Source organism: Phaeobacter gallaeciensis DSM 26640 (assembly GCF_000511385.1).
GTDB classification, from domain to species: Bacteria; Pseudomonadota; Alphaproteobacteria; order Rhodobacterales; family Rhodobacteraceae; genus Phaeobacter; species Phaeobacter gallaeciensis.
In genome coordinates this window covers 15,001-38,750 of the sequence record NC_023137.1, presented here as the reverse complement: position 1 = coordinate 38,750, position 23,750 = coordinate 15,001, and the positions used below count along the sequence as shown (strand labels likewise).

The following is a 23,750-nucleotide window of genomic DNA, read 5'->3' as shown; positions in this document are numbered from 1 at the left end:
GGCGTTTAGGTCATAGGATCTGCCCAATTGTTTCGCCTGCGAAACATTGGGGCAGATCCGTTGCCGCAACTTATTGGGAACATTGCCAGACAGGCCGCAAAATACGCGAAGTATTGCTAGACAATTACCGCCTGACTTTGCTGCTCCCCAACGCCAAAGACGCGTTTATAGCGGTCTATTTCATCCGCCGGTCCCATCGCCTTTTCCGGGTTGTCGGAGAGTTTCACAGTGGGGTTGCCATCAGCGGACACCGCCTTGCACACCAGAGAGAAGGGGGCCAGCGCATCGTTCGGCACCAGCCCGCGGAAATCATTGGTGAGCAGCGTTCCCCAGCCAAAAGACACTTTAGTGCGATTTGAGAATTGCGCGTGCAGTTCCTTGATCTTGGCCACATCCAGCCCATCGGAGAAGATCACCCGCTTGTTCTGAGGGTCCTCGCCACGGTCCTGCCACCAGCGAATGGCGGTTTCCGCGCCGCTGGCCGGATCGCCGCTGTCGATACGGATCCCGGTCCACCCCGCCAACCAGTCGGGCGCGCGATCCAGAAACCCCTTGGTGCCATATGTGTCGGGCAGGATGATGCGCAGATTGCCTTCGTGTTCATCATGCCAGTCGGACAGCACGTCATAAGGCGCCTGTGCAAGGGCCGCATCATCCTCTGCCAGCGCAGAATAGACCATGGGGAGTTCATGGGCATTGGTGCCGATGGCCTCCACCTCGCGGCGCATCGCAATAAGGCAGTTGGAGGTGCCGGTGAATTTGTCGCCCAGCCCTTCCATCATGGCCTGCACGCACCAATCCTGCCAGAGAAACCCGTGGCGGCGGCGGGTGCCAAAATCGGCGATGCTGAGGCCATCAATATCGCGCAGCTGCTCGATTTTTTCCCAGACGCGGGTCATCGCGCGGGCATAAAGAACCTGGAGTTCAAACCGGCCCATGCTGTTGATCACCGCGCGGCTGCGCAGTTCCATCAGCACCGAGAGCGCCGGAATTTCCCAGAGCATGACCTCAGGCCATTTGCCCTCAAACGTCAGCTCATATTGGTCGCCTTTGCGCTCCAGCTCATAGGGGGGCAGGCGCAGCCCTTCGAACCACTCCATAAAATCGGGACGGAACATCTGGCGCTTGCCATAGAAGGTGTTGCCGCGCAGCCAGGTGCTTTCGCCGCGCGACAGCGACAGGGAGCGGATGTGGTCCAGCTGTTCACGCAGCTCGCCCTCGTCGATCAGATCCGCCAGCGGGATATGTTTGGAGCGATTGATCAGCGAAAACCGCACATGAGTGTCACGACGATTGCGGAACACCGACTGGCACATCAGCAGTTTGTAGAAATCCGTATCGATCAGGGATCGTACGATCGGGTCGATCTTCCACTTGTGGTTATAGACGCGGGTTGCAATGTCCACAGGCGGGCCTCATCCATCGTGTTTCAATGGTTGATAAAACAGGCCGCAGCCCTGAGCAAAGGAAATCAGCCAGTGGCGCGGCGCCCCTGTGCCGGACAGTGTTTGCGCAGAACTGCCAGCAGATCATCGCGATTGATCGGCTTACTCAGGAAATCATCCATGCCGGCTGTTAAACAAGCCTCACGGTCGGAGTCGAAGGCGTTGGCGGTCAGCGCCGCGATCACCGGCTGACGAATGTCCATCTCACGAATATTGCGGGTGGCATCCAGCCCGTTCATCACCGGCATCGACATATCCATCAAAATCACATCGGGGTCAAAATCAGGCGTTTTCTCCATCGCCTCCGCTCCGTCCACGGCAAATTCAAGCGTAACAGGTTCATCCTGAAGGTATTTTTCCACAAGAAGACGGTTGATCCGGTTGTCCTCTGCCACCAGGATCCGCATCCCCTGCAGGGAGCGTCCCGCGTGTTGGGCAGCGTCGGCGGCCTCGGTGAGGTCAGATCCGGTGGCAGGCTGCATCCGCAGATGCACCGAAAAACAGGATCCTTTGCCCGGATCAGAGGTGACATCGATCTCGCCCCCCATCGCCTCGCACAGCAGGCGCGATATGGTGAGACCCAGGCCAGTACCGCCAAACCGTCGGGTGATCGCCGCATCGGCCTGAGAGAAGCGTTCGAAGATTTGATCCTGCTTTTCCTTGGCGATGCCGATGCCAGTGTCGGTCACGGAGAAGCGCAGCCGCAATCGGTCGCCCACCCGGCTGGTTGTGACGGCCACCCCGACGCCCCCCGCCTCGGTGAATTTCACCGCATTGCCAATCAGGTTCAACAGTACCTGACGCAGACGCCGGTCATCGCCGTTGATGATACGCGGTACGTCGGGCGCAATATCCAGATCAAGGGTGATACCCTTCTCCTGTGCCTGCGGTTCAAACAGCTGCAGGGTCTGCTGGAAACAGGCAGGCAGATCAAAGTCCACCTCGCTGAGGATCACCTCACCGGCGTCCATCTTCGACAGATCAAGCACATCGTTGATCAACGACAGAAGGGTGCGCGCCGAGCCGAGGATGGTGTCGGCATAGAGTTTCTGTTCGTCGTCCAGATCGGTGCGTTCGAGCATCTGCGCCATGCCGATGACACCATTCATCGGGGTCCGGATTTCATGGGACATGGTGGCAAGGAATTCGGATTTCACCCTGGCGCCTTCTTCTGCGGCAATCCGGGCATCTTTCAGCTGCTGTTCATACTGCTTGGCGGCAGTAACATCACGTTCAACGGCAATGATGGTTTCCACCGTGCCATCGTCACGCAACATCGGCACCTGATTGGTTTCCAGCCACAGAAGCTGGCCATCCTTGCGTCGGTTGCAGATCTCCAGCCGGAAGGGTTTGCCAGTGGCACGCCCCTTTTCCAGCGCGCGGACCACCGCCATATCGGTGTCATCCCCGTTGAGCAACGCGCCCGGCATCTTGCCAATCGCCTCATCATAGCGAAAGCCCGTGATCCGGGTAAACGCCTCATTCACCCAGCTGATCCGCCCCTCCTCATCCATGAGAAACACGCTGTCATTGGCGTTTTCCGCCACCAAGGCCAGCCGCTGGGATTGCAGCTGCTGAGCCTGCAGCTTGGCGTTGATCTGAGCGAGCTGCTTGTGCTGCAGCGCCATGGCCAGAGTGTTTTTGCGGCTGCGGTTGTAGCGTCCGACGATAAAGCTGACGAAGAAAAAGACACTGAAATAGAGCACCCCCAGACCAGCGATCTGGAACAGGTGCACCTCCTCCATCCCGCCGCCGGTTTCGGCGTGGGATTCAAGCGCGATCATGGCCAGGGGTGTCAGACCGTAGATCGCCAGCCGGGTGATGCCGGCAGACACATTATAGGGCAGGATCACGGTGGCATTGATGGCCGCACCGACCAGAATACCTACAGTGAAAAGCGGCGTGGCATGGGCCTGATGCAGGTGATCCTCAGAATGCATGAAGACCGACGGAGACCAGGCCAGAAACGCCAGCGACAGGGCCTGAATTGCAGCGGTGATCGCGCTGATCACCTGCACATGCCGAAAGCGCGCATTCTCCCCTATGGGCGTGGCCCGAGCGAGGTAGACGGTATCCAACATGTCCCCTAAAAAGGCGACGAGAAAGACCAGCAGACCAACCAGCGGAAAGGTCAGCAGCCCGATCAAGGCCGCCAGCCCCGCCATCGTCATTTGGCGATAGGCAAAATATTGGGCCCGCCCATCCGCATACCGGTTGAGCAGCCCGCGCTGGCTGTATCGCCTGTTATAGGTATCTAATGGCCCGTTTTTGAGCGCATCGGCCTGCGACATCTGCTTGCTAGGTCCCTGATGACGACGAGTCTCTTAATTATCGTCAATTCGTTAACAACTTACCCAAGGGCACGCCGCAGGTGCACGCCAGCCGCCTGCATCTTTGATATAGCAGCCGCCAGCGATCCATCCAGATCAATCGCCCGACAAGCCGTCAGGTCAACCGTCACATCATATCCCAGCCGCGCGGCATCCAGCGCCGAGAAGGCAACGCAGAAATCCGTCGCCAGCCCAACCAGCGTCAGATCCGAAATCCCACGCTCCTGCAGATAGCCGTGCAAGCCGGTTGCCGTGCTCTGGTCATTTTCAAAGAACGCTGAGTAGCTGTCGATCTCACGTCGGTAGCCTTTGCGCAGGATGAGATCGCCGCGCAGGTCCAGATCTGGATGAAACTGGGCGCCCGCGCTGTCGATCACACAGTGATCCGGCCACAGAACCTGCGGGCCATAGGGCATCTCGACTATATCATAAGCCTCAGAATCGCAATGCTGCGAGGCAAAGGAGCTGTGGTCGCTTGGATGCCAATCCTGGGTCATCAGAACCGCATCATATTGCGCCATCATCGCATTGATCGGGGCCACAACCTGATCCCCCTCCGGCACCGCCAGAGCGCCGCCCGGGCAAAAATCCATCTGCACATCAATCACGATCAAGGCTTTGGTCATAAGGGTCTCCGCAACTTTGGTAACAGGGGTACGCGTCGCAAACCCACCCGTCAACAAAGCTGCACCGATGTCGCGGCCCGTGACCTTGCAGCGGCTTGTCTGCTTGGTGTAAAGCGGCGCCATGTATACGATTGCTGCGCTCTACCACTTCACCCGTTTCGACGATCCTGCCGCCATCAAACCGGCGCTGCTGACGCTCTGCGATGCACAGCAGGTAAAAGGCTCCTTGCTGCTGGCTCAGGAAGGGATCAATGGCACCATTGCCGGCCCGCGGGCCGGGATTGATGCGGTGCTCGCGCATATCAGGGCGCTGCCGGGATGCGGCGATCTGGACTGGAAGGAAGCCAGCAGCGACAAGCCCCCCTTTGGCAAGATGAAGGTGCGCCTGAAAAAAGAGATCGTGACCATGGGCCAACCGGACATCGATCCGCGCGCCCGCGTCGGCAACTATGTGGAGCCGGAAGACTGGAACGATCTGATCCGTTCAGACGATGTGGTGGTGATCGACACCCGTAATGACTACGAAGTTGCCATCGGCAGCTTTGAAGGTGCCATCGATCCTAAGACCGAGAGTTTTCGCGAGTTCCCCGCCTGGTGGGAGCAGAACAAGGACCGGTTCCACAACAAACGCGTGGCGATGTTCTGCACCGGCGGTATCCGCTGTGAGAAATCCACCAACTTCCTCATTGGTCAGGGTGTTGAGGATGTCTATCACCTGAAAGGTGGCATCCTGCGCTACCTCGAGGAAATGCCGAAAGAGGACAGCAGTTGGAATGGCGAATGTTTCGTCTTTGACAGCCGGGTGTCTGTTGGTCACGGATTGCAGGAAGGCCCGCATGAGCTGTGCAACGGCTGCCGCCGTCCCATTCTGCCTGAGGACAAGGCCAACCCCGCCTTTGAACAGGGCGTATCCTGCCATCTTTGCATCGACGAAACCTCAGAAGCGGACAAGGCCCGGTTTCGTGAACGCCAGAAACAGATGAAACTGGCGCGGCAGCGCGGTGAGGATCATCTGGGGCATCTGCCGCTGCGCTGATCCTGATGCAAGGGCGGGAGCCAGTGTTCTGTGCCTGCCCAACATAAACACCCGGCACCAGACCGGGGTGCCAACAGACCGGGGTGCAACAGTCCCATGCGGGGACATATGCCCCCCATTGTCGCCATGAAAAACCCCGGTTAAATTCCTTAGGGTTAGGTATCACCCGAGCGCTAGCCGGTATGCGTGCGATATGCGGGCAGTGGTACAAACGATAATGTGTTTGGAGAAACGGTACACTGCCCTAAAGTGGTAGAGAGTCCTGCCTGAAGAGTGAGCCGAGGTTTATGGCGATGAGCAAGAACGCAGCATTCTGCGCTGAACTGAAATCCCGCAACGGGGTTGAGGTCGATCCGGCGGAGCGTCAGCCGGTTGAGGCTGATCTGGGAGCGGATGCAATCCAGTATAAATTGACCCCAGCCGGTCTGCGCCAACTGTTCAAATCACTATCAGACCAATCTCCGTCGGGGAGTGACCCCACCGATACCGGACCGCGAGGGTAGCGCGATGCCACAATATACAGTCACAGCCTTCAGATGGAGCGGGACGGGCTATAATGCCCAGTACAACACCTCCTACACTGCCACCTTGGACGATGACGACGCGGCCTATCAGGGGGCTGGCGACGGCAGTGAAAGCATCAGTATCAACGGTGGTGCCTTCAACGGATCTACGGGTTCACCTTATGCGATCAATGTCTCCTTCACTGACACTGGCGGCACCGCACATGTAGAAACATTCTATTTCTTCAATACCGGTGGCAATTGGTATTTTGTACCCGGACCGGACTCAGAGTTTACGGTCGGCGCAACGCTGGGCAGCTATCAGAACCATACCACGGGCTGGAACTATTCCGACATCACCTGTTTTGTCCGTGGCACGCTGATCGAAACGGATCGTGGCCAGATGGCGGTCGAGGCCCTTGTTGCCGGGGATCGGGTTCGGGTCGCGGACGGCAGCTACCAGCCTCTGCGCATGGTGATGAGTCGCAAGCTGTCGGCAGCTGAGGTGACGGACAATCCCAAACTGAGGCCTGTCAGAATCACCGCCGGAGCGCTGGGGCACGGATTGCCGGAGCGCGACCTTCTGGTCTCGCGACAGCACCGGATGCTGGTGTCGTCGAAAATCTCGGAGCGGATGTTTGTCGCCCCTGAGGTGCTGGTGGCTGCGGTGCGCCTGACGGAGCTTCCCGGTATTTTTGCCGAGCCGAACGCAGAGGCGGTCGAGTATTTCCACCTGCTATGCGACCAACACGAGGTCATCTTCGCCGAAGGCGCCCCGACCGAGAGCCTATTCACCGGCGCCGAGGCGCTGAAGACCCTATCCCCGGAAGCCTATGAGGAAGTCACACTTCTGTTTCCCGAGCTGCTTGCCGCACAGGCTCCAGCCCGGTCTGCCTGCCCGATCCCCAGCGGCAGACAGCAACGCCAGCTCGTGGCGCGCCATCTGAAGAACAACAAACCCGTCCTTGGGGGCATCCCAACAGCGGCGCTATGACCTACGCCCGGCCGGCCATCGCAGGCTGGGGTATCCTCGGAAGAATTCAACTGAGCTAGCAGAGTGCGCCGGATCGTTTTCGGTCGTCAGATATTATTATGCAAAACCGATCTCTACTGTGCCGAAGGGGCCGAAATCCGCAGCGATTTCTGTGCCAGACGGACATTCGACAGGGCGGATAAAGCTGCCGGACAAGACGATCTGACCAGGTTCAATCCGTTGGCCGTATTGCGCCATGCGGCGCGCCAGCCAGACCACACTTTCGACCGGATCGTTGAGAACACCCGCCCCGAGACCGGTCTCCTCGACCTCGCCATTCCGGCTGGTGATCGCCCCGACCCAACGCAAGTCAAAGGCCGCAACATCATGACGCTGAGCGCCCAACACAACACCCGCATTGGCGGCGTTGTCGCTAATGGTGTCAAAGACATTCCGGCTTTGGCCGGTGGCATGGTCCTGGCGCGCGATGCGGGTATCAAGAATTTCGAGGGCGGGCGCAACATAGTCGGTGGCTGTCAAAACCTCGGCGCGCGTGACACTGCTGCCGCCAATCGCGGTTTTCATGACAAAGGCGATTTCCGCTTCAACTCGCGGCTGGATAAAACGTCCGTTGGGCACACGCCCACCATCAGCAAACAGCATATCATCAAAGAGGATACCGCTGTCTGGAATGTCGATATTCAGGGTATATTGCATCGCCTTCGACGTGAGCCCGATTTTCCACCCGATGACCCGGCGCCCCTGGGCCAGCTTGGCCTGATGGATCGCTGACTGGATCGCATAGGCATCATCCATGTCCATCTCCGGGTGCCGCAAGCTGAGCAATCCAATCTGCTGGCCGGTCTTCTCCGCCTGCAATAAATCCGCAGCGGCCTGCGCGTGGTCCTGCGGTGTCATGGCTGTTCGTCCTCAATCGTGTTTTTGAGAGTACCGATCCCTGTCACTTCGACCTCAACCACATCGCCGGGCTTCAGGAACTGAGGCGGATCAAGCCGCGCGCCGGATCCGGTCGGCGTGCCGGTCACGATGACATCGCCCGGCTCCAGCGTCATAAAGGTGGAGATATATTCGATCTCCCGCCGGATCGGGTGCATCATACGCGACAGGACATCGTCCTGCCGGATATCACCGTTCACACGCGTAATGATCCGTGCGGTGTCCAACTGCGCAGGATCATTGAAAGGTACAAGCCAGGGGCCGATGGCACCCGAGTTATCCCAGTTCTTGCCCTGAGTGACGTTGAATTTTGCGTGCCGCACCCAATCGCGGATGGTGCCCTCATTACAGATGGTCAACGCCGCAATATGGTCATAGGCGTCGGCCTGCGCGATACGCCGCCCTCCTTTGCCAATAATGATGGCAACCTCGCCTTCGTAATCGAGCATATGGCTCTCGGGCGGGCGGATAAGAGGGCGGTTGTGACCGGTGAAGCCGCTGGCGAAGCGGGGAAACAACGACATGTATTTCGGCTGCTCACTGCCGTCTTTGTATTCGGCGTTGCGGTCTGGAAAATTCACCCCGACGCAGAGAATACGCCGCGCATTGGGCAGCACCATGTCGAACTGCACATCTGTATGGGTGACGGATCTGCCCTCGGCTGTGACCGTCAGCTGATCCAGCCCACCATCCCGCACCACATCCAGAAGGGTCGGCCATTGCGGGAAGTCCGGGCTGAGCGCGATCATCCCGTCATCGGTTGCGGCCCCGTAGAAATTCTGCCCATCGGCGCTGTAACTTGCAAACTTCATGGCGCGATGATCGGGCTGGCTTTCAACTCCGACTCCCTCGGCGTGACCCCGACAAAACGGCTGCCATGTTTGAACCAGCTTTCCGGGGCGGGCGCTCCCCAGAGCGTCTGGCGCTGCGGATCCTTCAGATCCCATTTGATCGGCTCAAGGTCAGGATCGACGGTCTGATAATCGGAACAGTAGATTTCGATCCGGTGGCCATCGGGATCTAGGATATAGAGGAAGAAGGCGTTGGAAATGCCGTGCCGCCCCGGCCCACGTTCGATATTGTCGACATAGCCGGTGGTCGCCATCAGATCGAGCAGGTCGATGATATTGAGCGGGTTTGGCACCCAGAAGGCAACATGGTGCATGCGCGGGCCGGTGCCATTGGTGAAGGCCATGTCATGCACGCCACCTTTGCGATGCAGCCAGGCCGCCCAGAGTTTCTTGCTCTCTTCATCTTCGGTGTATTCCGTCACCCGAAAGCCGAAATCACTGTAGAAGCCGACCGAGGCATCTACGTCATGGCTGAAGCAGTTGAAATGGTCGATCCGCAGTGGCTTCACCCCGCGATAGAGCGCGTATTGCTGGTGGATCGGTGCCAGCCGGTCCATTTTGTGATAGAACTCCAGCGGGATACCCATGTTATCCGAGGTCAGCAGTGTACGCCCCTGATACGGGCGCTGCACCCATTCGGTTGGCCGCCCCTTCTTACGGAAATAGGCATCCGCGCGATCCAGATCTTCCTCATCAAAGGTCTTGAACCCCATCACCTCGACTGTGCCCGGCTGGTCCGATTGCTGCAGGATCACGCAATGGTGGCCGCGTTCCTCCATCGCGCGCAGATAGATGCGGTTTTCAGCCGCATCACTGACCTGCAGGCCAAGGATTTCAGTATAGAATTTTTGAGACGCGGCCAGATCTTTGACGTTCAGGCAGACATGGCTGAGACGAATGGTGTTGAAGTCGGGATAGAGATTTGGGGCTGGGACAGGCATTAGAGTGCTCCTAACTTCGTAATCTTGTGGGAGCCGGTGGCGAAACCGATGTGCTTTTGCTCCATGTAGAATTCAAACGACCAATCGCCGCCGTCGCGACCAATTCCGGATGCCTTTACGCCACCAAACGGGGTCGGCAGGTGCCGGACATTTTCGGAGTTTACCCAGATCATGCCTGCTTCCAGCCTGTCAGTGAAACGTAAGGCTCGGGTCAGGTCATTGGTCCAGAGATAGCCGGTCAGCCCGTACGCGGTGTCATTGGCCAGCGCCAGCGCTTCCTCTTCGGTGGTAAACGGGATCGATGTCAGCACCGGGCCGAAGATCTCCTCCTGAGCGATGCGCATGTCATTGCGCGCATCCGTGAATAGCGTCGGCCTTATGAAATACCCTGCTTCGCCAACGGTTTCACCGCCGGCCGCAATTGTTGCACCGTCTTCTGCCGCGATGTCAAAATAGCTGGTGACCTTGTTGAAATGCTCTTCGCTGACAAGCGGGCCGATTTCTGTCGTGGGGTCCAGCGGGTGACCAACCTTGATGGTATTGACGCGGTCGATCAGACGGGCCTCAAAATCGGCCCTGATGCTCTCTTGTATCAGCAACCGTGACGATGAGGTGCAGCGTTCCCCGTTGATCGAGTAGATCATGAAAATCACCGCATCCAGCGCGCGCTCAAGATCTGCATCCTCAAAAACGATGACGGGGTTTTTGCCGCCCAGTTCGAGATGGTTGCGTTTCAGTGTGTCCGCGCCCTGTTTGGTGATCAGACTGCCAGTGCGCGACTCGCCCACAAAGGCGATGGCCCTGATCGCTGGGTGCTCACAAAGCGCTTTGCCTGCCTCATCGCCAAACCCATTGACCGTGTTCAGCACGCCGGGGGGCAGGCCGGCCTCCTCGGCGATTTCGACAAGAAGGCGGGCTGTCAGGGGCGAGGCTTCGGCGGGTTTATGAACAACCGTGCAGCCGGCGGCCAACGCCGGCGCAATCTTCCACGTTGAGAGCATAAACGGTGTGTTCCACGGGGTGATCACCCCAACCGGGCCGATGGGGAGGCGGGTGGTCACATTCATCAGCGTCGGGGATTGCAGGTGCTGCCCGTCCCGGGCCTGCACCACCTGATCGGCAAAATAGCGAAAGTTCTCGGCACCGCGCAGGGCGGCCTTGGACATGAATTTATAGGCTTGGCCGATGTCCCAGCATTCACAGAGTGCAATCTCCTCTGCACGCGCCTCAATGCCCTCGGCAATGCGGATCAGAATTTTCTTGCGCTGAAGCGCAGGCAAATCCCGCCATTCCGCGAAGGCCTGCTGCGCCGCCTGAGCGGCAGCATCAATGTCAGCTGCCGTTCCATGCGCCACATCACAGATCACGCTTTTGTCGACTGGGGATATGCTCTGGAATACGCCAGCCCCTCCAGCCACATCCGCGCCTGCGATCCGATTCCGGATCCCCGTGTCGCGGAACCGCGCAAGATAGCCGTCCAATTTGCCGATATTGCTGTCAAGCTGGCTCATGCCTTGTCCTCCAGATGGTCGCGGATGTTTCCGAATTTGGGTGAGAGCTCCGCATCGATGTCGCGCATCTCCACAGAAAGGGCGATGGAGTGGCTCTCCATCGCGGTGCGGGCAAAATCGCGGAGCACAGAAAATATGCGCGCAGTGGCGTCTTTCTTGACCGCATGACTGCGCCCGGCGCGCAGGCGGATGGACAGGTCAATGAACCCGTGCGCCGGATTGCCATCTGCTATCGCCACATGGTCCACCCGAACGGCGCGAACGCGGATCCCGGCGGTGGGAAAGGTCTCAATCTGCGCTGCTTCGGCACGGAGCGCCTCGCAGAGTGCCGTCATGTCCAGCGCCCCTTCAAGGTTGGCAGAATATTCGATCTGGAAATGCGGCATCACGGATCCTGCAGGTTATTGGCCATATATTACTTATCAAGTTAAGTAAAAAATCGCCCGTGTCAATGTTGTGATCCACCAATTCGCCGTTCCGGCGAAATGATGCCCTCGGCACACCAGCTGTCAAAAATCTCCAACACCTTGTCAGCGAAGGCGGCATCGTTGATGTGGCTGTCGATGCGATGGGCGGCGACATGGGCGGGCAATCTTGCCTCAAGCTCCGCCAGAAAGGTCGCCAGACCGGTGCTGTCATGGAGATCCGCACCCTCCCGATCCCATTCGCCCAGCCCGCATTCAGGCAATATCATCGCGACGGGGCCGATAGCGGTTGCCAGCTGCGTCGCATGGGCCTGCGCGACCTGCCGCCGTTCCTCGGTGTTGAGCACAACTGAGGTCAGCAGGCGATTATGCGCATGGGTGGGATGGTCGGCCCATTTCTCCGCAACCGGCTGCCAGCCGACCACATCCACCAGATCATAACAGCCAGGCGCGACGATCTGCGGGATCCCTGCAAGACCCGCATTGGTCAGCCGATCCGCTCCGGCAGAAATGGCAGATCCGTGGATCTGGTTCCCCAGTTCCTGCGTACAAAAATCAAAAACGCAGGCAAAGGCGCGCTGCTTTGCGAGGCTTTCAAACGCCCGCCCGCCCATGCCTGTGGCGTGAAATACGGCGACCTCAAAACCGCGCGTCTCCAGCGCCGGTTTCAGCGGTATCACATATTTCAGCGCAGAGGTGCCAAGGGACATGATCCCGATCAGCGGTTTATCCGGATCCGGCATCTGCACAGCCCGCGCCGCACCGAGAACCGCACCGGCGGCCTGACTAAGCGAGGCCCTGCACACCGAGTTAAGACCATATAGCCCTCCTGCCCATAAGATCATCTGGGTATCAGGAGCCAGCCGCTCGGCCGGGATCAGCGGCGAGAAAGCAACCGTTGAGACGATGTACTTCGGCACGCCAAGCGGCAGTGCGGAACAAACATCAAGTGCCAGATCGGTGCCCATGGTCCCACCCAGAACAATCACGCCATCAAAGGCGGCGGCGCTGTGCAGCCGTGCCGCCAGCACGCTCGCCCCGCGCGCCATGATCTGCATAGCGGTATTTTCATCACCACTTTCGATCGCGGCCTGGATAGAACTGTCACCAGCCGTTGCCACATCATGTTTTGAATAATCAGTCGGGGTCGCGGGATCGCCCAGCACCGAGACATCCATGGTCAGCACCTGGCCGCCCTGGTCACGAATAACCCCCGCGAGGAAACTCAACTCATCGTCTTTGGTATCATAGGTGCCGATCACCAGAATGGTTTTATTGGTCATGACACCCCCCTTCAGAGCTTCATCCATGCGGTCTTCAGATTGATGTATTTGTCGATGGCATGGAGCGATTTATCTGCGCCATTTCCGGATTGCCCGACCCCGCCAAGAGGCACCGTGCCGTCGGCACCGCCGTAGGTGTTGACGTGCATGATCCCGGCTCTTACGCCCTGCACCATGCGATGGGCCCGGCTCAGCCCTGCGGTCCAGACCGCGCCCGCAAGACCGTAGACCGTAGCATTGGCAATCCGCAGGGCTTCGGCGTCAGTCTCAAATGGCGTGACCGCAAGCACCGGGCCGAAGACCTCCTCCTGCGCCAGTGTTGCATCAGGCGTCACGCCGGTGACAATTGTAGGCGCCATGTAAGAGCCACCGGTTTCGGACAGCAGACGCTGCCCCCCGGTGACGATCTGCCCCCCCTCCGCTTCTGCTTTGGCGACACATTGCAGGTTCCGGGTAAGCTGTGCTTCGGAATTGATCGCGCCGATCTGCGTGTCGAGCCGGAGCGGGTCGCCGACCCGCATGGCCTGCGCTGCCTTCACCACCTGTTCGACAAACGCGTCATGAATCGAGGCCTCCACCAAGAGCCGCGACCCTGCCACGCAAACCTGACCCGAGTTGCGGAAAATACCAGCGGCGGAGACCTTCGCCGCCTCTGCCAGATCCGGCGCATCGGCAAAGACGATATTGGGAGATTTACCGCCCAGCTCCAGATACACACGTTTCAGATTGGAGCGCGCAGCATAGTCCATCAGACGGCGCCCGGTTTGTCCGGATCCGGTGAAGACCAAAACGTCAACATCCATGGAGAGCCCCAGCGTCTCTCCCACAACCGCGCCTTCACCGGTGACTGCGTTCAGAACGCCCGGCGGCAGCCCGGCCTCCAATGCCAGTTCCACCATACGCATCAGCGAGAGTGACGCCATCTCAGACGGCTTCAGAACCACGGAGTTTCCCATGGCCAGTGCTGGCGCCAGCTTCCAGGCGCCGATCATCATCGGGAAATTCCAGGGAATGATCGCGCCGACAACACCGACCGGTTCCTTGTGGATCATCCCAAGGATGTCCTTGGAGGTTGGAGCGATTTCGCCATAGATCTTGTCCAGCGCTTCGGCATAGTAGCGGATGGTCGCGGCGGCGGATCCGGGTTCGGCCTTCAGCGCCATGCTGATCTCGGTGCCATTGTCGCGCACCCCCAGAACCGCAAGGTTCAGCGCATCAGCCTCAATCAACTCCGCCCATTTCATCAGAACCTTCTTGCGCGCAGCCGGGGGTTGACCAGCCCAGCGACGGTCCTCAAAGGCGGCGCGGGCAGAGGTGATGGCGCGTTCCATATCCGCCGCTGTTCCCCGCGCAATCCGGGTCAGCACCTGCCCGTCGATGGGCGAGAGCACTTCCATCGTTGCCCCATCGGAGGCGGCAACCTGCTGCCCGTCAATCAGATGTGAAAAACACGGCACAGGCTGCGCACGCAGAGTGTCAATTTTGGTCTGGTCCATTGGGGTTACCTTGTCTGGCTGTCGTGCAAATCGTGGTCTTCATCCGGTTGATGCAGCTGCCATTCCCGCATCAACGCGCGGATATGCAGCGCCAGAACCAAAACGATCAGCGCGAAGAGGATGAAGGAAATCGGCCGGTCAATCATATCAAGCGGTGTTTTGAGTCTGGGCAGGGCGGAGCGCAGCTTGACCTCCATGATGCCGCCCAGGACCATGCCCAGAATAATCGGCACAATTGGCAGGTTCAGGCGCTTGAGGATCAGGCCGAGAACGCCAAACCCCGCAGCGATCATGCAGTCCGTCAGGGAGTTTCGCAGCGAATAGACCCCAACGAAGGACAACAACAGGATCAGCACCCCCAGAAACCGGGTCGGGATCCGGATGATCCGGGTCAGCAGGTTGGTGGACACCATCAAAAAGGCCACCACGATCACATTCAGCAGGATCAGCGCCAGATAGAGGCCATAGACCAGATCGATATTGTTCTGAAACAATTGGGGGCCGGGAATGACATTGTGAACATAGAACACCGACAGCATCATCGCCGTCAGAGCCTCGCCCGGAATGCCAAGCGCCAGCAGCGGGATCATGGCGGCCGCCGGGACGGCATTGTTTGCAGCCTCTGAGGCGATCAGCCCTTCGGGAGAGCCTTTGCCAAAGAGATCCGGCGTCTTGGAGGTTTTCTGAGCATAGGTGTAGCTCATGAACTGGGCTGTGAACTCCCCGGTGCCGGGGATCATGCCCAGGATCACACCACAGCCGGAAGCCACCGTGGCAACCCGCTTGTGGCGCATCAACTCACGCAGGCCGGCGCTCATGCGGCCGGTCACTGGTTTGGCGTCAGGACTGCTATCCGGGGTCGTCAGCAGAAAAAACGCCTGACTGAGCGCAAAGAGGCCAAGCACGACAACAATCAGATTCACGCCCGAGCTGAGAAAGGTCAGACCAAAGGTGTAACGCTGGGTATAGGTCACCGCGTCCAGGCCGATGGTTTGCAGAAAGATACCAAACATGGCCAAAACACCGGCTGCGAATATCTGACCGCGGTGGGCGAGGATCACCAGAACAACCCCAAGAAGTGCCGCCAGAAAGATCTCTCTGGACCCAAACATCGGAGCCACCAGCGCCAGCACCGGCGACAAGAGGATCAGGCAACCGATGCCAAATATTCCACCCCAGAAAGACGCACTATAAGCCAGCGAAAGCGCACGGTGGGCGTCGCCTTTCTGTGTCATCGGGTGGCCATCGTAGGAGGTGAGCGCATTGACCGCTGTGCCCGGTGTGTTGATCAGGACAGCCGGAATGGCACCGCCATACATGGAGGATCCGTAGATCCCCAGCAGCATCGTCAACCCCACGATAGGGTCGAATGCGAAGGTCGCGGGCAAAAGGATCGCGATTGCGACGGCCGGCCCAACGCCCGGGATCGCTCCGATCACGACGCCGCCGATTGATCCGACCAACAGCGCAACGAGCACGTCCCAGCGTGCAAGCATCTCAGCTCCGGCGAGCAGGTTTTCCATCGCGTGTTCCGTTCAAAAATAGGTCAGCATGATTTGGCGCAACCCGTCCGGCAGCGCCTCATAAACACGGCCAGCGGGCAGGTTCACCTTCAGCAGGGTTTTAAACAGCAGCACGATCACCCCTGCAGAGGCTGCCGTAATGGCAAGCGTTGCTGGTCGCCGGTAGCCGGCACGCAGCGCAAGAGCGACCGCGAAAAAAACCGTGGCCGGAAGGTAGCCCGCATAGGGCACGGCGGCCGCGTAGGCGATAAACCAACCGGCATATTCCAGTGAGGACAGCCAGAGCCAGACCTCCTGCCAGCGTCCATGGATACGCTCAGACAGAGCGGACCCAAGCAGGTGAAACGCCGCAAAACCAGCCATCCCTGTTAGGGAAACCGCAGGCCAGAACCGGGGTTGGGCAAACAGCGGCCCACCCTTGCGCCAAGCGGTCTGATCGTAAAGCTGCGTCAACAACAGCAGTGCCACGATGAGGATAATCCAGGCAAACACGATATCGCCCGGTCTGCGATAGCGTTTGAATAAGGTTTGAAGCGTTTTGACCCGCGACATTTGTCCCCCCGTCGTAAATAGCCGTGACCGGGCGGTGGCACCGCCCGGCTTCTCCGGTCGTGCTTATTCGGAGAGCATTTTCTCAATCCGGGCCATGGTCTCGGTATCGGACTGGATCTGTGTGACCACTTCGGCCGCTGGCTGCCAGTAGACCGCCGCGCCCGTTTCTGCAGCGAGCGCCTGAGCCCTATCGGACATCATGGTTTCCTGAGCGACAGCGATAATCTTGTCGCGGACGTCCTGCGGCGTTTCCTTGTGAACGAACAGCCCGTTCCAGAGCGACACGTTCAGATCCGGCGCCAGCTCTGCGACGGTTGGCGCCTCGGCCGTCAATGGGATCCGCTCTGAACCGATTGAGGCGAGCACCTTCACATCATCGAGGCAAGGCAGGATCAATTGCAGCGTAGTGTTGATCACATCCACATCGCCAGAGGCCAATGTGTTGCAATCCAGTGCGTCAAACGCGGCATCCGATGCGTAGGAAAACCCCATTTCCTTGGCCAAGCCCAAAGTCACCTGAGTTGGGACCAGCGGCGCACCGAAATGACCCAACACCACATCGTTCTCTGCCGCATGAGCCGCCAGTCCGGCAATATCATCATAAGGCGCATTAGCGCCGGCGGCGATTACAAACGGATAGGTCAGAAAATTGCCCAGTGGGACAAATGGATCCGGGCTCAGCTGCGGAATGCCGATCTGCGGACCAACCACCGGGATCGCGATAATGAAAGAGCCGATAGTGTAGCCATCTGCAGGCGCTTCTGCCACCGCAACTGCACCAGGGAATGGCCCACCGCCACCGCCGGGTTTGTTCACAACGGCGGTTGGAACATCATAAGCCGCCGAAAAATCCTCAGCAATCATACGAGTCAGGACGTCCTCCAGATCGCCGGGCGGCCATGGCACCACAAATTCCACGGGTTTCTCCGGGTATTCGGCATGGACCGCACCGGCAGCAGCTGCGGTGGCCAAGGCAAGCGCGGTAACAGAGTTTTTGAATTTCAACATATTTACCCTCCCTTATCGTCGGTTCACATAACAAACCGACGTTACGTAAAAAAGGTTGCCTTGCTATCTATCATGTGTCAAATTTTTTCTGACTTCACAGGAACGGTGACCGACGACATGTCCTCTGCAACCAAAACGCTGGCACTTCTGTCGCACTTCTCGGCTGACCGCCCGGAAATCGGCCTATCGCAGCTGTGCAGGATTGCAGGGCGTGACAAGGCAACCACCTATCGCCATCTGCAAGCTCTTGAGATGGCTGGATTTGTTGAACAGAACCCAATTACAAAGCATTACCGCCTAGGCCCTGCGATCCTACAGCTGGCGCAGGTGCGGGAAGCCACTGTTCCACGCAAGCTTGGGGCGCAATTACCACTATCCCAGCTCGCTGATGTGACTGGCGAGACAGCGCATGTCTCGGTGGTGTCAGGCACCACACTCTATGCACTCGCGTCTTGCGAATCCCCCCGACACGGCACACGAGCGGTCATCGACATCACAACATTTCCACTGCACGCGACGGCGTCTGGCCACTGCGCACTGGCTTTTGGCCCTGATACCTTGCTGGAGGCTGCGCTCTCCCAGATGGAGAGGTTCACACCGCATACCGCCACCACCGCCGAAGCCTTGCACGATCTGATCAGCAACGCGCGCGCAACCGGTTTTGGATGTTCAGACCGTAGCTTCGAGGCGGAAATCCACAGCCTCTCTGCACCGCTCTATGACCAGACCGGTCTGTTCGCAGGCGCGGTTTCGGTGGCCAGCGTCGCCACACGTGTCTCCCCCGAACAAGAGCAATTGATCAAAACAGAACTGATCAGAGCGAGCCGCGACATCACCCGTAACTGGGGCGGACAGCTCCCGGTAAACGTCACATCTGCCTGGGCCAGTGGGTCCAGTCTGCACTATGAAACGGATTCCACGCCATGACAGAGTCAAACTTCCTCAAGGAACACAACGGCCGCCTGATGTGGCATCCGATGACCTCCCCGCAGGACAGTGTCGCGCAGCCGCCCAAGATCATCACCAGTGCGGAGGGCGTATGCATCACAGACATCGACGGTCATCGGGTCATCGACGGGGTTGGCGGCCTCTGGAATGTGAACCTTGGCTATTCCTGCCAGCCAGTTAAGGACGCAATGGCTGCTCAGCTGGACAAGCTGCCATATTACTCAACATTTCGCGGAACGTCGAATGATGCGGCAATTGAGCTGTCTTATGAGCTCAGCCAGTTCTTCGCCCCAGATGGCCTCAGCCGAGCCTTTTTCACCTCCGGCGGCTCGGATTCCGTGGAGACCGCGCTGCGGCTGGCGCGGCAGTATCACAAACTGCGTGGCGACAGTGGCCGAACCAAATTCCTCAGCCTCAAGAAAGGCTATCACGGCACCCATATCGGCGGCGCCTCGGTCAACGGAAACGCCAACTTCCGGAATGCTTATGAACCCCTGCTTCCCGGCTGTTTTCATATTCCTGCCCCCTATACCTATCGCAACCCCTTCAATGAAAGCGACCCGGAGCGTCTGGCCCAGCTCTGTGCTGCGGCGCTGGAGGATGAGATCGCCTTTCAGGGCGCCAATACCATTGCTGCGATGATCATGGAGCCAATTCTCGGCGCAGGTGGGGTGATTCCGCCCCATCCGTCATTTGCGCCAATGGTCCAGGAGATCTGCAATCGCAACGGCATCCTGCTGATCACCGATGAGGTGATCACCGCATATGGGCGCACGGGGGCCTGGTCGGGGGCCCGGCTCTGGGGCATCCAGCCCGATATGATGTGTACCGCAAAGGCGATCACAAACGGCTATTTCCCATTTGGCGCGGTCATGATGGGTGACCGGATGATTGAGGTCTTTGAGGAGAACCCTGACGCCAAGATCGGCCATGGCTATACCTATTCCGGCCATCCCGTCGGTGCGGCGGCCGCACTTGCCTGTCTCGCAGAGATGCAACGTCTGAATGTGACCGCAACAGCAGCGGCGCGCGGCACCCAGCTGTACGAGGGGTGTCTCGCCCTGAAGGAACGTTTTGATATCATCGGCGATGTCCGGGGCGGCTATGGGCTGATGACAGCCCTCGAACTGGTGAGTGATCGCCAGACACAGGCACCGCTTGACGGACGCCGGGCTCTGGCCGTTCAAGAGGCCTGCTACGAAGCCGGTGCATTGATCCGGGTTTCAGGTCCAAACGTGATTCTGTCCCCACCGCTCGTCATGAGTGAAGCAGATGCACGCGGTTTGCTGGACGCCCTTCGCGTTGGTCTTGGTGCAGCCTAAAGTCTGCTTTTTGAACTTGCAGGGGGCATCACGGGTTCTGCGATGCCTCCAGCGGATTGAATTCACGAGTTATTTTTGGAGGTTGCGCCATCAAAGCATCAACACTGTTGTTAGCAAAATCTCGATTTTTGATGGGTGCTATAGAGAGCTATCTGATTATTAGCCTTGGAATTACGATGAGAAGGAACGACAGAAACTGTCGGCAACCAGGGACCAAAGATACCCTCCCCCATCAACTTGCCCGACGATGTGCCGTCATTCTATTGCAGGACTATTGGGGAGCTCATGGCAACTCTGAGCAAGGAAGTCGCTGACGCCGCGGCTCCAAAGTGCCTCGTTTTCTTCCGCGGGGTTTCCGTTGCTTCCAGCGCCGTTGTTCCAAACACGGAAAGCCGCCCGGAGACGACTGTAAGTATTTGTTATTGCTTGCTTAAGTTGGTTGCGGGAGTAGGATTTGAACCTACGACCTTCAGGTTATGAGCCTGACGAGCTACCGGGCTGCTCCATCCCGCGGTATATTTCCAGATCACGTTTTTTGTGATTAGGAAGGTGTCCCTTCAGCTGGGATATCTGAAGGTATTTTTGATCGTTTAGATTTATGGATTTTACTAGGTTTGGCGGTGACCTACTCTCCCACGCCTTAAGACGCAGTACCATCGGCGCAACAGTGCTTAACTTCCGGGTTCGGGATGGGACCGGGTGTTTCACTTGCGCTATGACCACCAAACCGAGGAAAATCCATATTCGCGACGTTTTTATTTTGAGACGTCGCGGAGATACAATCGACATGAAGTCCATGTTTTAGTTTTGCTTTTGGTTCATTGTGTCACTGCCTGTTACTGGAACAGATCAAGCCTATCGGGCGATTAGTACCGGTCAACTGAATGCATTGCTGCACTTACATCTCCGGCCTATTGACGAGGTGGTCTACCTCGGCCCTCAGGGATACCTTGTTTTGAGGGGGGCTTCCCGCTTAGATGCCTTCAGCGGTTATCCTGTCCGATCATAGCTACCCTGCACTGCTGCTGGCGCAACAACAGGTCCACCAGTGGATCGTTCACCCCGGTCCTCTCGTACTAGGGGCAACTCCTCTCAAGTATCCTACACCCACGGCAGATAGGGACCGAACTGTCTCACGACGTTCTAAACCCAGCTCACGTACCTCTTTAAACGGCGAACAGCCGTACCCTTGGGACCTGCTCCAGCCCCAGGATGAGATGAGCCGACATCGAGGTGCCAAACACTGCCGTCGATATGGACTCTTGGGCAGTATCAGCCTGTTATCCCCGGCGTACCTTTTATCCGTTGAGCGATGGCCCTCCCACTTGGGACCACCGGATCACTATGGCCGACTTTCGTCTCTGCTCGACTTGTCAGTCTCGCAGTCAGGCTGGCTTCTGCCATTGCACTCAACGAGCGATTTCCGACCGCTCTGAGCCAACCTTCGCGCGCCTCCGTTACGCTTTAGGAGGCGACCGCCCCAGTCAAACTACCCGCCACGCAGGGTCCCGGATCCGGATAACGGACCGCGGTTAGACATCAAGAGTGCGAAGGGTGGTATCTCAAGGGAGGCTCCACCGGAACTAGCGTTCCGGTTTCGATGCCTACCACCTATCCTGCACATCACAATCCTGATGCCAGTGCGAAGCTGTAGTAAAGGTGCACGGGGTCTTTCCGTCTAACCGCGGGAAGCCTGCATCTTGACAGGCAATTCAATTTCGCTGAGTCGATGTTGGAGACAGCGGGGAAGTCGTTACGCCATTCGTGCAGGTCGGAACTTACCCGACAAGGAATTTCGCTACCTTAGGACCGTTATAGTTACGGCCGCCGTTTACCTGGGCTTCAATTCGGAGCTCTCACCCCTCCTTTTAACCTTCAGGCACCGGGCAGGCGTCAGACCCTATACGTCGTCTTGCGACTTCGCAGAGCCCTGTGTTTTTAATAAACAGTCGCCACCCCCTGGTTTGTGCCCCCAGCTCCAAGTTGCCTTGGAACCGGGCCTCCTTCTCGCGAACTTACGGAGGTATTTTGCCGAGTTCCTTCAACATCGTTCTCTCAAGCGCCTTGGTATTCTCTACCAGTCCACCTGTGTCGGTTTAGGGTACGGTCTCATGGAGGGCTATTTCCAGGGACTGATCAGCAGCCCATTCAATCCGATAAGGATGAACTACCTTCACAATCCGTCACATCCTCCTGGCCTAGGAATATTAACCTAGTTCCCATCGGCTACGCCTTTCGGCCTCGCCTTAGGGGCCGGCTTACCCTGCTCAGATTAGCTTTAAGCAGGAACCCTTGGACTTTCGGCGAGAGTGTCTCTCACACTCTTTGTCGCTACTCATGTCATCATTCTCGCTAGTGATCTCTCCACGGGATCGCTCACGCGCCCGCTTCATCGAAAGCCTCTTGTCTCCAATGTGTCCGAAGACACTAAGGAGACATGAGACTATGTCACACTACGCTCTGCTACCATGCACTATGTGCATCCTAAGCTTCGGCTCATGGCTTGAGCCCCGTTACATCTTCGCCGCAGGACGTCTTAATTAGACCAGTGAGCTGTTACGCTATCTTTAAAGGATGGCTGCTTCTAAGCCAACCTCCTGGTTGTTTTGGACATCCCACCTGCTTTCCCACTTAGCCATGAATTAGGGGCCTTAGCTGTAGGTCAGGGTTGTTTCCCTCTCCACTACGGACGTTAGCATCCGCAGTGTGTCTGCCATCTAGTACTCCCGGGTATTCGGAGTTTGGTTAGGATCAGTAAGCCTGTGGGGCCCCATTACCCATCCAGTGCTCTACCCCCCGGGGTATTCGGATGACGCTCTACCTAAATAGATTTCGCAGAGAACCAGCTATCTCCGAGTTTGATTGGCCTTTCACCCCTAGGCACAGCTCATCCCGATCTTTTTCAACAGATGTGGGTTCGGTCCTCCAGTGCATGTTACTGCACCTTCAACCTGGCCATGCCTAGATCACTCGGTTTCGGGTCTGATCCCACGAACTCATGCGCCCTATTAAGACTCGCTTTCGCTGCGCCTACACCTAACGGCTTAAGCTTGCTCGTGAGACCAAGTCGATGACCCATTATACAAAAGGTACGCTGTCAGCCCTCAAGGGGCCTCCAACTGATTGTAGGCGTTCGGTTTCAGGTACTGTTTCACTCCCCTCGTCGGGGTGCTTTTCACCTTTCCCTCACGGTACTGGTTCGCTATCGGTCAGTAAGGAGTACTTAGCCTTCGAAGGTGGTCCTCCGATCTTCAGACAGGATTTCACGTGTCCCGCCCTACTTAATACGTCCTATCATGCTTCATATACGGGGCTATCACCCACTATGGCTGTGCTTCCCAACACATTCTATTCACACTCAAGGCTCGGCTGGTCCCCGTTCGCTCGCCGCTACTAGGGGAGTATCATATTGATGTCCTTTCCTCCGGGTACTTAGATGTTTCAGTTCCCCGGGTTTGCTCTTAAAACCCTATGTATTCAGGTCTTAAGTACCTGATTAAGCTCATTATTGATAGCAGAGCTAACAATAACGAACTGTCAGGTGGGTTCCCCCATTCGGAAATTCATGGATCAAAGCCTATTCTCAGCTCCCCATGACTTATCGCAGAGTATCACGTCCTTCATCGCCTCTTACTGCCAAGGCATCCACCAAACGCCCTTCTCGCGCTTGATCTGGTCCAGAAAAAGACAGTGAACTGTCACGCCACAGAAGCTGGTAAGAAACTGCGGCCTTATTCTGAACCAAAAGCATACTTTCCCGCTCACTTCATAAGAAGTGAACATTGGTTCATAAACCTTGCGGAATATGAACCGGGTTAGTGTACTTGACTTGGACAACACTGTGGTTTCAATCCGGCAGACCCTCGCGCGCCCGAGGAAAAGGGCGGATGCAAAGGCTCGCATCAGACCACCGAAGTGGCCCTCAGCACCAAACTGAGGTCGATCCCTTACACGGGTGACCAACAGTGTTGTTGATTGTATCTCTCTAAACGATGTCAATTCCATTGCTCTTCTGATGAA

The 23,750-nt window shown here is 57.8% G+C and carries 18 protein-coding genes, 1 tRNA gene and 2 rRNA genes; 5 read left to right on the top strand and 16 right to left on the bottom strand.

Going from position 1 to position 23,750, the window contains the following annotated elements; genetic code table 11:
- Window positions 1-116: 116 nt before the first annotated feature.
- The 3 genes from pncB to pncA form a co-directional block, all read right to left on the bottom strand.
- Entirely contained in the window at window positions 117-1,406 is a 1,290-nt protein-coding gene (gene pncB, locus GAL_RS00170; protein ID WP_024095590.1) for a nicotinate phosphoribosyltransferase, read from the bottom strand.
- A gap of 65 nt (window positions 1,407-1,471) precedes the next feature.
- Window positions 1,472-3,736 carry a PAS domain-containing hybrid sensor histidine kinase/response regulator gene (locus GAL_RS00165; protein WP_024095589.1) on the bottom strand — a complete coding sequence of 755 codons (2,265 nt, stop codon included), beginning with the start codon at window positions 3,734-3,736 and terminating at the stop codon, window positions 1,472-1,474.
- A gap of 59 nt (window positions 3,737-3,795) precedes the next feature.
- Complete coding sequence (gene pncA, locus GAL_RS00160) at window positions 3,796-4,401, bottom strand: bifunctional nicotinamidase/pyrazinamidase (RefSeq protein ID WP_024095588.1); 606 nt, start codon at window positions 4,399-4,401, stop codon at window positions 3,796-3,798.
- A gap of 121 nt (window positions 4,402-4,522) precedes the next feature.
- Here pncA and trhO point away from each other — a divergent pair, with 121 nt between their 5' ends.
- The 3 genes from trhO to GAL_RS00145 all read left to right on the top strand — a co-directional run bounded on the left by trhO (window position 4,523) and on the right by GAL_RS00145 (window position 6,934).
- On the top strand, window positions 4,523-5,437 hold the full coding sequence (gene trhO / locus GAL_RS00155; protein WP_024095587.1) for an oxygen-dependent tRNA uridine(34) hydroxylase TrhO: 915 nt from the start codon (window positions 4,523-4,525) through the stop codon (window positions 5,435-5,437).
- 293 nt (window positions 5,438-5,730) lie between these two features.
- Window positions 5,731-5,940, top strand: coding sequence for a hypothetical protein (locus GAL_RS00150; RefSeq protein ID WP_024095586.1), 210 nt, complete (start codon window positions 5,731-5,733; stop codon window positions 5,938-5,940).
- A 4-nt stretch (window positions 5,941-5,944) separates the two neighbouring features.
- The gene (locus tag GAL_RS00145) at window positions 5,945-6,934 is read left to right on the top strand and encodes a Hint domain-containing protein (RefSeq protein WP_024095585.1); all 990 of its coding nucleotides are present in this window, start codon (window positions 5,945-5,947) and stop codon (window positions 6,932-6,934) included.
- 96 nt (window positions 6,935-7,030) lie between these two features.
- Here GAL_RS00145 and hpaH read toward each other — a convergent pair whose 3' ends face one another.
- The 10 genes from hpaH to GAL_RS00095 form a co-directional block, all read right to left on the bottom strand.
- Window positions 7,031-7,831 carry a 2-oxo-hept-4-ene-1,7-dioate hydratase gene (hpaH, locus tag GAL_RS00140; RefSeq protein WP_024095584.1) on the bottom strand — a complete coding sequence of 267 codons (801 nt, stop codon included), beginning with the start codon at window positions 7,829-7,831 and terminating at the stop codon, window positions 7,031-7,033.
- The gene (locus GAL_RS00135; protein ID WP_024095583.1) at window positions 7,828-8,682 is read right to left on the bottom strand and encodes a fumarylacetoacetate hydrolase family protein; all 855 of its coding nucleotides are present in this window, start codon (window positions 8,680-8,682) and stop codon (window positions 7,828-7,830) included. The genes hpaH and GAL_RS00135 overlap by 4 nt, the downstream gene beginning before the upstream one ends.
- Window positions 8,679-9,662 (bottom strand): 3,4-dihydroxyphenylacetate 2,3-dioxygenase, encoded by a 984-nt coding sequence (gene hpaD, locus GAL_RS00130; RefSeq protein WP_024095582.1) that lies wholly within the window; start codon window positions 9,660-9,662, stop codon window positions 8,679-8,681. Before hpaD ends, GAL_RS00135 begins: the two co-directional genes overlap by 4 nt.
- Window positions 9,662-11,173, bottom strand: coding sequence for a 5-carboxymethyl-2-hydroxymuconate semialdehyde dehydrogenase (hpaE, locus tag GAL_RS00125; protein WP_024095581.1), 1,512 nt, complete (start codon window positions 11,171-11,173; stop codon window positions 9,662-9,664). The genes hpaD and hpaE overlap by 1 nt, the downstream gene beginning before the upstream one ends.
- Entirely contained in the window at window positions 11,170-11,559 is a 390-nt protein-coding gene (locus GAL_RS00120; protein WP_024095580.1) for a 5-carboxymethyl-2-hydroxymuconate Delta-isomerase, read from the bottom strand. Before GAL_RS00120 ends, hpaE begins: the two co-directional genes overlap by 4 nt.
- 62 nt (window positions 11,560-11,621) lie before the next feature.
- Complete coding sequence (locus tag GAL_RS00115; RefSeq protein WP_024095579.1) at window positions 11,622-12,881, bottom strand: Tm-1-like ATP-binding domain-containing protein; 1,260 nt, start codon at window positions 12,879-12,881, stop codon at window positions 11,622-11,624.
- Between the two features lie 11 nt (window positions 12,882-12,892).
- Window positions 12,893-14,377, bottom strand: a complete 1,485-nt coding sequence (locus GAL_RS00110) for an aldehyde dehydrogenase (protein WP_024095578.1) — start codon at window positions 14,375-14,377, stop codon at window positions 12,893-12,895.
- A gap of 5 nt (window positions 14,378-14,382) precedes the next feature.
- Window positions 14,383-15,900 (bottom strand): tripartite tricarboxylate transporter permease, encoded by a 1,518-nt coding sequence (locus GAL_RS00105; protein ID WP_024095577.1) that lies wholly within the window; start codon window positions 15,898-15,900, stop codon window positions 14,383-14,385.
- A 12-nt stretch (window positions 15,901-15,912) separates the two neighbouring features.
- Window positions 15,913-16,452 (bottom strand): tripartite tricarboxylate transporter TctB family protein, encoded by a 540-nt coding sequence (locus tag GAL_RS00100; RefSeq protein ID WP_024095576.1) that lies wholly within the window; start codon window positions 16,450-16,452, stop codon window positions 15,913-15,915.
- Between the two features lie 63 nt (window positions 16,453-16,515).
- Window positions 16,516-17,460: a tripartite tricarboxylate transporter substrate-binding protein gene (locus GAL_RS00095; protein WP_024095575.1), complete on the bottom strand. Its 945-nt coding sequence runs from the start codon at window positions 17,458-17,460 to the stop codon at window positions 16,516-16,518.
- Between the two features lie 117 nt (window positions 17,461-17,577).
- Between GAL_RS00095 and GAL_RS00090 the strand changes: the two genes are divergently transcribed.
- Window positions 17,578-18,387, top strand: a complete 810-nt coding sequence (locus GAL_RS00090; RefSeq protein ID WP_024095574.1) for an IclR family transcriptional regulator — start codon at window positions 17,578-17,580, stop codon at window positions 18,385-18,387.
- Window positions 18,384-19,730 (top strand): aminotransferase class III-fold pyridoxal phosphate-dependent enzyme, encoded by a 1,347-nt coding sequence (locus GAL_RS00085; protein ID WP_024095573.1) that lies wholly within the window; start codon window positions 18,384-18,386, stop codon window positions 19,728-19,730. Before GAL_RS00090 ends, GAL_RS00085 begins: the two co-directional genes overlap by 4 nt.
- A gap of 436 nt (window positions 19,731-20,166) precedes the next feature.
- Here the strand turns inward: GAL_RS00085 and GAL_RS00080 are convergent.
- The 3 genes from GAL_RS00080 to GAL_RS00070 form a co-directional block, all read right to left on the bottom strand.
- Window positions 20,167-20,243, bottom strand: a tRNA-Met gene (locus tag GAL_RS00080).
- A gap of 99 nt (window positions 20,244-20,342) precedes the next feature.
- A 5S ribosomal RNA gene (gene rrf, locus GAL_RS00075) occupies window positions 20,343-20,457 on the bottom strand.
- 118 nt (window positions 20,458-20,575) lie between these two features.
- A 23S ribosomal RNA gene (locus tag GAL_RS00070) occupies window positions 20,576-23,403 on the bottom strand.
- Between the last annotated feature and the right edge of the window lie 347 nt (window positions 23,404-23,750).

Coding starts and splice junctions, on each gene's coding strand:
- GAL_RS00165 (WP_024095589.1), bottom strand. CDS start 3,736: ATGTCGCAGGCCGATGCGCTCAAAAACGGGCCATTAGATACCTATAAC.
- pncA (WP_024095588.1), bottom strand. CDS start 4,401: ATGACCAAAGCCTTGATCGTGATTGATGTGCAGATGGATTTTTGCCCG.
- trhO (WP_024095587.1), top strand. CDS start 4,523: ATGTATACGATTGCTGCGCTCTACCACTTCACCCGTTTCGACGATCCT.
- GAL_RS00150 (WP_024095586.1), top strand. CDS start 5,731: ATGAGCAAGAACGCAGCATTCTGCGCTGAACTGAAATCCCGCAACGGG.
- GAL_RS00145 (WP_024095585.1), top strand. CDS start 5,945: ATGCCACAATATACAGTCACAGCCTTCAGATGGAGCGGGACGGGCTAT.
- hpaH (WP_024095584.1), bottom strand. CDS start 7,831: ATGACACCGCAGGACCACGCGCAGGCCGCTGCGGATTTATTGCAGGCG.
- GAL_RS00135 (WP_024095583.1), bottom strand. CDS start 8,682: ATGAAGTTTGCAAGTTACAGCGCCGATGGGCAGAATTTCTACGGGGCC.
- hpaD (WP_024095582.1), bottom strand. CDS start 9,662: ATGCCTGTCCCAGCCCCAAATCTCTATCCCGACTTCAACACCATTCGT.
- hpaE (WP_024095581.1), bottom strand. CDS start 11,173: ATGAGCCAGCTTGACAGCAATATCGGCAAATTGGACGGCTATCTTGCG.
- GAL_RS00120 (WP_024095580.1), bottom strand. CDS start 11,559: ATGCCGCATTTCCAGATCGAATATTCTGCCAACCTTGAAGGGGCGCTG.
- GAL_RS00115 (WP_024095579.1), bottom strand. CDS start 12,881: ATGACCAATAAAACCATTCTGGTGATCGGCACCTATGATACCAAAGAC.
- GAL_RS00110 (WP_024095578.1), bottom strand. CDS start 14,377: ATGGACCAGACCAAAATTGACACTCTGCGTGCGCAGCCTGTGCCGTGT.
- GAL_RS00105 (WP_024095577.1), bottom strand. CDS start 15,900: ATGGAAAACCTGCTCGCCGGAGCTGAGATGCTTGCACGCTGGGACGTG.
- GAL_RS00100 (WP_024095576.1), bottom strand. CDS start 16,452: ATGTCGCGGGTCAAAACGCTTCAAACCTTATTCAAACGCTATCGCAGA.
- GAL_RS00095 (WP_024095575.1), bottom strand. CDS start 17,460: ATGTTGAAATTCAAAAACTCTGTTACCGCGCTTGCCTTGGCCACCGCA.
- GAL_RS00090 (WP_024095574.1), top strand. CDS start 17,578: ATGTCCTCTGCAACCAAAACGCTGGCACTTCTGTCGCACTTCTCGGCT.
- GAL_RS00085 (WP_024095573.1), top strand. CDS start 18,384: ATGACAGAGTCAAACTTCCTCAAGGAACACAACGGCCGCCTGATGTGG.